The sequence below is a fragment of the Buttiauxella massiliensis genome (assembly GCF_902500225.1).
GTDB lineage: Bacteria > Pseudomonadota > Gammaproteobacteria > Enterobacterales > Enterobacteriaceae > Buttiauxella > Buttiauxella massiliensis.
Genome location: NZ_LR722649.1, coordinates 38,055 through 49,218, shown reverse-complemented (window position 1 = coordinate 49,218; position 11,164 = coordinate 38,055). Strand labels below are relative to the sequence as shown.

At 50.6% G+C, this 11,164-nt stretch carries 6 protein-coding genes; 2 read left to right on the top strand and 4 right to left on the bottom strand.

Annotated features, from left to right (window positions below; genetic code table 11):
- Positions 1-31: 31 nt before the first annotated feature.
- A complete protein-coding gene (locus tag GC128_RS02505; RefSeq protein ID WP_151992967.1) occupies positions 32-964 on the bottom strand; it encodes a TIGR01212 family radical SAM protein in 933 nt (310 codons plus the stop codon).
- Between the two features lie 680 nt (positions 965-1,644).
- Between GC128_RS02505 and gltB the strand changes: the two genes are divergently transcribed.
- Both gltB and GC128_RS02495 read left to right on the top strand, forming a co-directional pair.
- Positions 1,645-6,102, top strand: a complete 4,458-nt coding sequence (gltB, locus tag GC128_RS02500; RefSeq protein WP_151992966.1) for a glutamate synthase large subunit — start codon at positions 1,645-1,647, stop codon at positions 6,100-6,102.
- A gap of 9 nt (positions 6,103-6,111) precedes the next feature.
- Positions 6,112-7,530, top strand: coding sequence for a glutamate synthase small subunit (locus GC128_RS02495; RefSeq protein ID WP_151992965.1), 1,419 nt, complete (start codon positions 6,112-6,114; stop codon positions 7,528-7,530).
- Between the two features lie 97 nt (positions 7,531-7,627).
- Here the strand turns inward: GC128_RS02495 and GC128_RS02490 are convergent, their stop codons facing one another.
- The 3 genes from GC128_RS02490 to GC128_RS02480 form a co-directional block, all read right to left on the bottom strand.
- Positions 7,628-9,127, bottom strand: coding sequence for an MFS transporter (locus tag GC128_RS02490; protein ID WP_151992964.1), 1,500 nt, complete (start codon positions 9,125-9,127; stop codon positions 7,628-7,630).
- Between the two features lie 90 nt (positions 9,128-9,217).
- Positions 9,218-10,117: an N-acetylneuraminate lyase gene (gene nanA, locus GC128_RS02485; RefSeq protein ID WP_151992963.1), complete on the bottom strand. Its 900-nt coding sequence runs from the start codon at positions 10,115-10,117 to the stop codon at positions 9,218-9,220.
- A gap of 180 nt (positions 10,118-10,297) precedes the next feature.
- Positions 10,298-11,080: a transcriptional regulator NanR gene (locus tag GC128_RS02480; RefSeq protein ID WP_151992962.1), complete on the bottom strand. Its 783-nt coding sequence runs from the start codon at positions 11,078-11,080 to the stop codon at positions 10,298-10,300.
- Between the last annotated feature and the right edge of the window lie 84 nt (positions 11,081-11,164).

Below are 11,164 nucleotides of genomic sequence, written 5' to 3'. Positions count from 1 at the left end.
ATATACCGCAAAAAGATCACACGCTCAGGAATTACAACAGAATTGTCGGGTTCCACGGCGTACCGAGTGCCGAACCTTGCGTACCGTGCTCATTCAGATAGCGGTCAATCGCCCCCATTCCGCTCCAGCGGTTCTCACACCACAGCGGTGCCAGCAACGTGGGCCGTCGGGCATTCGCCGAAATGCGATGGAACACAACATCAAGCGGGGTATGGCGAATCATCTCCCCGGCGATGGACGCATACTCTTCTAATTCAATAGCCTGTAAGCGCCCTGCCTGCCAGCTTTTGGCCATCGTGCTGCCGTCAACAATGTGTAATGGATGAAGTTTGATGCCATCAACACCGGTCTCAACGACTTTTTCCAGCGTCTCCATGCACTGCGCCTGTCCTTCACCCGGCAAGCCGACAATCAGATGGCTACAGACTTTCAGGCCACGGGCGCGGGCGCGATGAGTCGTTTCCTGGTAACAGGCAAAATCATGCCCACGATTAATACGATGCAATGTTTTGTCATGAGCCGTCTGTAAACCTAACTCCAGCCAAACTTCGTAGCCTTTATCGTGATATTCACTGAGCAAATCCAACACGCTGTCCGGTACACAATCCGGGCGTGTGCCAACGCATAGCCCAACAATAGATGCCTTACTGACGGCTTGTTGGTACATCGAACGCAGCACCTGTACTTCCGCCCACGTACTGGTGTACGCCTGAAAATAAGCAAGGTAGTGCTGCGCGCGATTCACCAACTGCGACTGGCGCTCCAGTTGATCGGCGATAGAGTGGTTTTGTTGGGTTTCGTCGGCAAAAGAGGCCACATTGCAAAAAGTACACCCCCCACGCCCGATGGTGCCGTCGCGGTTTGGGCAACTGAAACCGCCATGCAGCACGAGTTTATGGACCTTATGGCCATAACGACGCTGAAGATCGCCACCAAACATATTGACTAATTTTTGTAACTGCATAATCTGATGGGCCGCCCTGTAAAAGGGACGTAGCCTGCCATTATCTGTCCAATTTCGCGATGACCTGGATCAATCGCTTTGGCGCAGCTTTATCCATTGCATAATAATGCAAAATTAGTGCAATTTTACGCACGCAAAAGATGATTACTTTTCCTTATATTGACCCTCTATTTTTAAAGAATATGTGCCCTTGTGAAAAACAGTGGCATACAACACGCCAGACCTCATTGATAGCATAAGATCCTGCCAACTTAAGCATTGCCAGCACGGTCTGGAATTTTGCAGCCCGCCAGATAGTGAGAGAGATCACAATACCCAGGCGATCCTCCTGCCGCTTAAATACGATAAAAATGATAATAAAATGTTTATATTCATGATGTTAAATAGCATTTAGCACATAATCGTATAAATAAGAATGCCATTTGACCTGTGTGCGCTTTCCCGATAACTTGGAAATCCGCTGGAAGCTTTCTGGGTGGGTTCTGTGCCCACCATATTTATGCAGTAATTAAGATTCCCTCTAAAGCAAGTCCTCAATACTTGTGCAACCGGATGCGTTAGACATAAAGAGGGCGACACGCGAGGTGAGCGTAGATGCGCAAACCCCGTCGCCATGCCCTTGCTGCGTCTGGACGCAATCGGTATCGGGAATCACGTAGAGCCTGGGGAGGTTCACTGATATGTTGTACGATAAATCCCTTGAGAAGGATAACTGTGGTTTCGGCCTGATCGCCCACATAGAAGGCGAACCTAGCCACAAGGTAGTGCGTACAGCTATTCACGCACTGGCCCGAATGCAGCACCGTGGAGCAATCCTCGCCGATGGTAAAACCGGTGATGGTTGTGGCCTGCTGTTGCAAAAACCTGACCGTTTCTTCCGAATCGTTGCGGAAGAACGTGGTTGGCGTTTGGCAAAAAATTATGCGGTAGGCATGATTTTCTTAAATAAAGACGACGCGCTGGCAAGTGCAAGCCGCCGCATCGTTGAAGAAGAGTTGCAAAACGAGACCTTGTCGATTGTCGGCTGGCGCGAAGTGCCAACCAATGAAGACGTACTCGGTGAAATCGCCCTCTCCTCAAAACCTCGCATCGAACAAATTTTTGTTAATGCTCCGGCTGGCTGGCGTCCACGTGATATGGAACGTCGCCTGTTTATCGCCCGTCGCCGCATTGAGAAACGCATCCAGGATAAAGAATTCTACGTTTGTAGTCTCTCCAACCTGGTTAACATCTATAAAGGTCTGTGTATGCCGGCAGATTTGCCGCGCTTTTACCTGGACCTTGCGGACTTACGTCTGGAATCAGCTATTTGCCTGTTCCACCAACGTTTCTCCACCAACACCGTGCCACGCTGGCCGCTAGCTCAGCCGTTCCGCTACCTGGCGCACAACGGTGAAATCAACACCATAACTGGTAACCGCCAATGGGCACGCGCCCGTACCTACAAGTTCCAGACTCCATTGATTCCGGACTTGCATGACGCAGCGCCATTCGTGAACGAAACCGGTTCCGACTCAAGCTCCATGGATAACATGCTCGAGCTGCTGTTAGCAGGCGGTATGGATATCGTTCGCGCCATGCGTTTACTGGTTCCACCAGCCTGGCAGAACAACCCGAACATGGACCCGGAGCTGCGCGCCTTCTTCGACTTTAACTCCATGCATATGGAGCCATGGGATGGTCCAGCAGGAATCGTGATGTCCGACGGGCGTTACGCTGCCTGTAACCTGGACCGTAACGGTCTGCGCCCGGCGCGCTACGTCATCACTAAAGATAAGCTGATCACTTGTGCTTCTGAAGTTGGGATCTGGGATTACCAGCCTGACGAAGTCATCGAGAAAGGCCGTGTCGGTCCTGGCGAGTTGATGGTTATCGATACACGTATTGGCCGAATTCTGCATTCAGCTGAAACCGATGCCGATTTGAAGAGCCGCCACCCGTATAAAGAGTGGATGGAAAACAACGTCCGCCGCCTGGTGCCGTTTGAAGATTTACCAGACGAAGAAGTTGGCTCCCGTGAAATGGACGACGATACCCTCGCAAGCTTCCAGAAACAGTTTAACTACAGCGTAGAAGAACTGGATTCTGTGATTCGTGTGCTGGGTGAAAATGGCCAGGAAGCTGTGGGTTCAATGGGTGACGATACCCCGTTTGCCGTACTTTCTAGCCAGCCACGCATTATTTATGACTACTTCCGCCAGCAGTTTGCGCAGGTAACTAACCCGCCAATCGACCCGCTGCGTGAAGCGCACGTCATGTCACTGGCAACCAGCATTGGCCGTGAAATGAACGTCTTCTGTGAAGCAGAAGGCCAGGCACACCGCCTGAGTTTCAAATCGCCAATTCTGTTGTGGTCTGATTTCCAGCAGCTGACAACGCTTGAAGAAGAGCATTACCGCGCTGACACGCTGGACATCACTTACGATGCTTCCACCCAGTCACTACACGAAACCGTAAATGCGCTGTGCGATGAAGCTGAACGCATGGTTCGCAATGGCACCGTTTTGCTGGTGCTGTCTGACCGTAACATCGCGAAAGATCGCCTGCCAGTTCCGGCTCCGATGGCGGTTGGCGCGATACAGACTCGCCTGGTCGAGAAAAATCTGCGCTGCGATGCAAACATTATTGTCGAAACCGCAAGCGCGCGTGACCCGCACCACTTCGCTGTTCTGCTCGGTTTTGGTGCCACGGCGATCTATCCATACCTCGCCTACGAAACACTGGCGAAGTTAGTCGACAGCACTGCTATCGAAAAGCCGTACCGTGAAGTGATGCAGAATTACCGCAACGGCATCAATAAAGGCCTGTACAAGATCATGTCCAAAATGGGCATCTCGACTATCGCCTCTTATCGTTGCTCGAAGCTGTTTGAAGCGGTTGGCCTGCATAAAGAAGTTTCTGAGCTGTGCTTCCAGGGCGTTGTCAGCCGTATTGGTGGTGCAGGTTTCAACGACTTCCAGCAAGATTTGCTGAATCTGTCCAAGCGCGCATGGCTCGCTCGCAAGCCGCTGGACCAGGGCGGGCAGTTGAAATACGTCCACGGTGGCGAATATCACGCCTACAACCCAGACGTGGTTCAAACGCTGCAAAAAGCCGTAAACAGCGGTGATTACAAAGATTATCAAGAGTACGCGAAGCTTGTGAACGAGCGCCCGGTGGCAACACTGCGCGATATGCTTGCTCTGAACCCGCAAGATGAAACAGTCAAGATTGAAGATGTTGAGCCTGCCACTGAGCTTTATAAACGTTTCGATACTGCTGCGATGTCTATCGGTGCATTGAGCCCGGAAGCACACGAATCGCTGGCAGAAGCGATGAACAGCATCGGCGGCAACTCCAACTCCGGTGAAGGTGGAGAAGACCCTGCGCGTTACGGCACCAATAAAGTGTCCCGTATCAAACAGGTCGCTTCTGGCCGCTTCGGTGTGACCCCGGCTTACCTGGTGAACGCCGATGTTATCCAGATTAAAGTCGCTCAGGGTGCTAAGCCTGGCGAAGGTGGTCAGTTGCCGGGTGATAAAGTTACGCCGTATATCGCAAAACTGCGTTATTCAGTACCTGGCGTTACGCTGATTTCACCTCCGCCGCACCACGATATCTACTCTATCGAAGACTTGGCGCAGCTGATTTTCGACCTGAAACAGGTCAACCCTAAAGCGATGATCTCCGTCAAACTGGTTTCCGAACCAGGCGTTGGCACTATCGCAACGGGTGTGGCAAAAGCTTATGCCGACCTGATTACTATCGCCGGTTACGACGGTGGTACCGGCGCAAGCCCGTTGTCATCAGTGAAATATGCGGGTTGCCCGTGGGAACTGGGTCTGGTGGAAACACAACAGGCACTGGTTGCGAACGGCCTGCGTCATAAGATTCGCCTGCAAGTTGATGGCGGCCTGAAAACTGGCTTAGACATTATCAAAGCCGCGATTCTTGGCGCAGAAAGCTTTGGTTTCGGTACCGGTCCAATGGTTGCATTGGGTTGTAAATACCTGCGTATTTGCCACCTGAACAACTGCGCAACCGGTGTTGCAACTCAGGATGAAAAACTGCGTAAAAACCACTATCACGGCCTGCCATTTAAAGTGACAAACTACTTTGAATTTATTGCCCGTGAAACGCGTGAGTTGATGGCGCAGTTAGGCGTGAAGCGCCTGGTTGACTTGATTGGCCGTACTGACTTGCTCAAAGAGCTGGACGGTTTCACTGCCAAACAACAAAACCTGGATCTGTCGAGTCTGCTGAAAACAGCTGAGCCAATGCCGGGCAAAGCGGTTTACTGGACCGAAACGAACCCGCCATTCGATAAAGGCGACCTGAACGCTCAACTGCTCGCTCAGGCGAAGCAGTATGTGGATGATAAGCAGAGCAAAACGTTCTGGTTTGATATCCGCAACACTGACCGTTCAGTGGGTGCGACATTGTCTGGTTATATTGCACAGCACAACGGCGACCAGGGGCTTGCTGCCGATCCGATTAAAGCGCATTTCAGCGGTACTGCCGGGCAAAGCTTTGGTGTATGGAACGCCGGTGGTGTTGAGTTACACCTGACTGGCGATGCCAACGACTATGTCGGTAAAGGTATGGCTGGCGGTTTGATCTCGCTGCGTCCTCCGGTAGGTTCATTCTTCCGCAGCCACGAGGCAACCATCATAGGCAACACCTGCTTGTACGGTGCAACAGGCGGCAAACTTTATGCTGCAGGCCGTGCGGGTGAGCGTTTCGCTGTGCGTAACTCCGGTGCGATTACCGTTGTAGAAGGCATTGGCGATAACGGTTGTGAATACATGACTGGCGGTATTGTCTGTGTCATCGGCAAGACGGGCGTGAACTTTGGTGCAGGTATGACCGGTGGTTTCGCTTACGTGCTTGATGAAGATGGTGATTTCCGTAAACGCGTTAACCCTGAGTTGGTTGAACTGCTCAACGTTGATGAACTGGCTATTCACGAAGAACACCTGCGCGGGATGATTACCGAGCATGTGCAACTGACGGGTTCCCAGCGCGGCGAAGAAATACTGGCTAACTGGCCGGAATTTGCCTCGAAATTCACGTTGGTTAAACCGAAGTCCAGTGATGTTAAAGCATTGTTGGGTCACCGCAGTCGTTCCGCAGCTGAGCTGCGGGTGCAGGCGCAGTAAGAGGTCACGATGAGTCAAAACGTTTATCAATTTATCGACTTACAGCGCGTTGATCCGCCAAAGAAACCGCTCAAGATCCGTAAAATTGAATTTGTGGAAATTTACGAGCCGTTCTCAGAAGGCCAGGCCAAAGCACAGGCAGACCGCTGCCTGTCCTGCGGCAACCCATACTGTGAATGGAAATGTCCGGTTCATAACTACATTCCAAACTGGCTGAAACTTGCCAACGAAGGGCGCATTATTGAAGCGGCTGAACTGTCTCACCAGACAAACAGCCTGCCGGAAGTGTGTGGACGTGTTTGCCCACAAGACCGTCTTTGCGAAGGTTCTTGTACGCTGAACGACGAGTTTGGTGCCGTCACCATTGGTAATATCGAGCGCTATATCAACGATAAAGCGATTGAGATGGGCTGGAAACCAGACCTGACCGGCGTTAAGCAAACCGGCAAGCGTGTTGCCATCATCGGTGCTGGCCCTGCTGGGCTTGCATGTGCTGATGTGCTGGCACGTAACGGTGTGAAAGCTGTGGTTTATGACCGTCACCCAGAAATTGGTGGCCTTCTCACCTTCGGAATTCCAGCGTTCAAGCTGGAAAAAGAAGTGATGACCAAACGCCGCGAAATCTTCGGTGGCATGGGCATCGAATTCAAGCTGAACACCGAAGTGGGCCGTGACGTTCAGATCGACGACTTGCTGAAAGAGTATGATTCCGTGTTCCTGGGTGTTGGCACTTATCAGTCAATGCGCGGTGGTTTAGAGAATGAAGATGCGACAGGTGTATTCGACGCGCTGCCGTTCCTCATCGCTAATACCAAAAAGATCATGGGCTTCGGCGACTCACCAGAAGAGCCGTATGTGAATATGGAAGGCAAACGCGTTGTGGTACTTGGCGGTGGTGATACCGCGATGGACTGCGTGCGTAGTTCTATTCGCCAGGGTGCAACGCACGTCATCTGTGCTTACCGCCGTGATGAAGAGAACATGCCAGGCTCTAAACGCGAAGTGAAAAACGCGCGTGAAGAAGGAGTCGAGTTCCAGTTCAACGTGCAGCCACTGGGTGTTGAAGTGAATGGCAACGGTCGCGTATCGGGTGTGAAAGTGGCTCGTACTGAGCTGGGTGCACCAGATGCCAATGGCCGTCGTCGTCCAGAAATTGTGGCTGGTTCAGAACACGTTGTGCCTGCTGATGCGGTGATTATGGCGTTTGGTTTCCGTCCGCATGCCATGCAGTGGCTGGAAAAACACAGTGTTGAGCTCGATAGCCAGGGCCGTATTCTGGCACCGGAAGGTAGTGATAATCCATTCCAGACCAGCAACCCGAAAATCTTTGCTGGCGGTGACGCCGTTCGTGGTTCCGATCTGGTGGTAACTGCAATTGCTGAAGGCCGTAAAGCAGCTGACGGGATCCTGAACTTCCTCGAAGTGTAATTTGTCTGTCAGGTAGCTATTCGCTTACCTGACTTATCAATACGAAAAGCCCGGTGATATGAAAATCACCGGGCTTTTTATGTTTTATCAGACTGCTTTATTTCACTGCTTTGTGCATCATCGGCCCCTTAACCGCCCCTTCTTTAACAACACCAGCCCCACTAAACGGCTTCCCATCTATGGCATCGTGAGTCCGTACTGCTTCAGGGTGAATCCAGCGCTGAATCCGTGATGGCATATCCAGGCCAATCAACAGAATGACTACAAATGTCAGGCTGAATGAGAGCGACGCCAGTGCAGTGCCTAAATCGAGATGCTGAGCAATAGTGGCGCCAATTATCGGAGCCAGTGCACCACCCAGCGCACCAACGTTATAGGTAAAGCCCAGACCCGCGGCACGCTGTTCGGTATCGAAATAACCACCAATCAGTTTTGGTAAAATCCCCGCGATCCCTTGCCCCAACATCTGCTGTAAGAACAACAGCAGACCCAGCACCCAAATGTTACCGCCACCGATGGCAAATACCGGAATAATCAATAATTGCGACGCCAGGAGGCTGCAGACATAAGCTTTGCGTGTTCCTAACCAATCACCGAGGAAACCACCTACACAGCAACCAACTGCAGCACCAAAACCGCTAAAGAACAGAATATGTGCAACGGTTTTTGGGTCGTAGGCGAGCTCAGTTTTCAGATATGTTGGTAACAATGCCTGAATAGGCCATGAATAAAGGAAGGCAAAGAACACCACGACCATCAGTGTGACACCCGTCGGCCAGCGTTTGCCACTGCTCTGAACCATGAAACTGATGAACACCGCAGCACATATCAAACCCAGTACAGCAATAAGTACCGCGTTGCCAAGGTTACCAGCAAAGCAGAAGTAAAGCGCCGTTGCGACGACAACTGTCAAGCCAATATTAATAAACCGATGCTCCCCGCGGTACAAAATATCCACCATGGTTTTGGTTGGTTTTGTATCAGCAAACTTCTCTTTCCAGTCTTCTGCTTCCGGAATATTTTTACGCAGCCAGAGCGCAAAGATAATAGGCAAAATGCCGATGAAGAACAGCGCACGCCAGCCCCATGCCGGTACCACAACGCTATATACTTGAGCTGCAATCACTGCTCCTACAGAGAAGCCTGAGATAAGAAAGCCACTCGCCTTATTACGCATATGTTTCGGCCAGCTTTCGATGACATAGGTGGCACTAGACCCATATTCGCCAGCCATCCCCATGCCAATCAGCAGACGAGCAAGAAACATCGTCGTAAAACCCGGAGCAAAGCCACACGCCAGCGTACCGAACGAAAACAATACGATGCTGGTTATCATCGCAAGCTTGCGGCCATAACGATCGCCCATTGCACCTAGAACAAGGCCACCAAACCAGCGCGAGATAAAGGCCGCAGAGATCAAGCTCGCCGCCTGAACAGTGGTAAGGCCAAATTCACTTTGAATTTCAGTTAGTACTAATGCTATCAAGACAAAATCAAAACCATCCAATAAGTAGCCAATCCAGGCAGCTGAAAATGCTTTCCATTGCGGCTTAGTCAAATGGCGATACCACGGGATCCGTTGGGCAGTGTTGTTCATAAAGCACTCCCGGTACGAGTTCGTTAAAACCCGTCCTTTTGTTGGGTCTGATTAGGTATGGTTTACAGCACCATGGTTTATTTATGTCATTCAGAACGCTGCACGTTCTTCCTGAAGCTGGACTGCGAGTGCTTTAAGCTCTGGCAGATAATGCTCTTCCACTGGCGAGAATGGTTTGCGACACAGCGGTACAGCAACAACATCCATGTAATGCAGTAAAGTTTTCAGTCCACGGAAAACACCCACTTTAATCAGTACATCAATAACTTTATTACATTCACTTTGAAGCTGGCTGGCACGTTTTATATCACCGCTCTGAACCGCTTGCTTAATTGCCTGGTAGCGCCATCCCATTACGTTGTAAGTACTACCAATCCCACCATCGGCTCCTGCAACCAGGCCAGATGCGAAGATCTCGTCATAGCCGTTGTAGAGCACAAGATCCGGATGAGCGCGACGGATCTGTTCCATTTGGTAGAGATCGCCAGATGTCTGTTTTAATGCTCCCACACCCGGTAAATTGATTAAGGTATCAATTTGCTCAAGAGTGAGTTTCACGCCACTTAATGCTGGGATGTTGTAGACCACCATTGGCAAACCGTCAGATGCATCAATTACTGCGCGGTAATGATCGCAATGTTCATTGAAACTAAACGGATAATAGAATGGTGTTACGGCAGAGACGGCATCAAAACCGTAGCGGTGTGCGGCACTCGCCAGTGCCTGGCTCTCATGAGTACTGATACTGCCTACGTGCGCAATCAGAGTTACTTTCCCTCTGGCTTCTTCAGCAACGATTTCCAGCACTTGCTCACGTTCCTGTGCACTTTGTAGAAAGGCCTCTCCGGTCGAACCACCTACGTAGATACCATCAATACCCTGCTCAATATTGAAACGAACCAGACGGCGCAAGCTGCCGGTATCTACCTGTTGTTGCTGATTGAATGGAGTAAGCAGTGCGGGCATCACACCGCGAAGATTCTGTGTCATATACGCCTCTATTGTTGTCTGGTTTCTTAACATAACGATATACCTTTATACCTGTTATACCAGATCAAAAAGTAAACACCACATCACTAAGCGCTCAGGATGAGATCTTGGTCATATGAAATTATGATGGCTAATGAGACGTACTAAAAATTCGTGCGAGGGATCTCAGATTAAAGTTGGCTACTTTTTGGAAGTGCGTTTGCGCGGCGTGGGATAGTAGGAGGCGAATACGCTTTTCAAATGAGCTTTTAATGCCGCGTCAGCAGCATCAGGATCACGAGCCTGAATCGCGTTATAAATCTCAATGTGCTGTTGATAGCTAATATTGTTGTGAGCATGAAGAACGTCCTGAGAAACCGTTGGGCGTGCCGCAATCAACCAGTCTAGCAATGCGACATGTACTGCCATAAAGATCGGATTATCAGGGATCTCCGCTAATTCCCGGTGGAATTCGATATCGGATCGAATAAACAGATCGTTATCATCCAGAGCCTGGTTGTTCATCTCCAGCGCTTTTCCAAGCCGAGCAATTTGCTCGTCTGTGGCAAACTCAGCGGCATAGCGAACCAGGCTAGATTCAAAGAACATACGCAGTTGTTCAAAGTGCGCAATCCCGCCTGGGCGCGAAAGGAAATCTTTTGCTACACCAGACAGCTCACCAATGATGGTATCTGCAGAAGGACGAGAAACGCGAGCGCGCTCTCCGTTACTAATTTGCACCAGACCTTTTCTTTTAAGTGCCGCCAGTGCTTCACGAACTGAAGGACGACCAACATTGAAAAAGGCCATAAGTTCGCGTTCGGAAGGCAGTTGTTCACCTTCAGCAAACTCTCGTCTGCGAATCATTTGCTCAAGCTCTTCTTCCACCATTTCAGAGAGTTTTTTACGTGCAAGCGGGCGACGTCGCATCGTATGTCCGATGGTTTCAGTCGTCTCAGGTGGTTGCTCGTCAAATGTACTCATAGCGTCAGAATCGGCCGTTTATGGAAGAAGCATCGCAAATAATATAGCCGAATCATAACACAGCAAATCATGTCTTACGTAAAG

What these genes read in the sequence shown, in the direction of transcription:
- GC128_RS02505 (WP_151992967.1), bottom strand. Translation starts at nt 964, where the DNA reads ATGCAGTTACAAAAATTAGTCAATATGTTTGGTGGCGATCTTCAGCGT.
- gltB (WP_151992966.1), top strand. Translation starts at nt 1,645, where the DNA reads ATGTTGTACGATAAATCCCTTGAGAAGGATAACTGTGGTTTCGGCCTG.
- GC128_RS02495 (WP_151992965.1), top strand. Translation starts at nt 6,112, where the DNA reads ATGAGTCAAAACGTTTATCAATTTATCGACTTACAGCGCGTTGATCCG.
- GC128_RS02490 (WP_151992964.1), bottom strand. Translation starts at nt 9,127, where the DNA reads ATGAACAACACTGCCCAACGGATCCCGTGGTATCGCCATTTGACTAAG.
- nanA (WP_151992963.1), bottom strand. Translation starts at nt 10,117, where the DNA reads ATGACACAGAATCTTCGCGGTGTGATGCCCGCACTGCTTACTCCATTC.
- GC128_RS02480 (WP_151992962.1), bottom strand. Translation starts at nt 11,080, where the DNA reads ATGAGTACATTTGACGAGCAACCACCTGAGACGACTGAAACCATCGGA.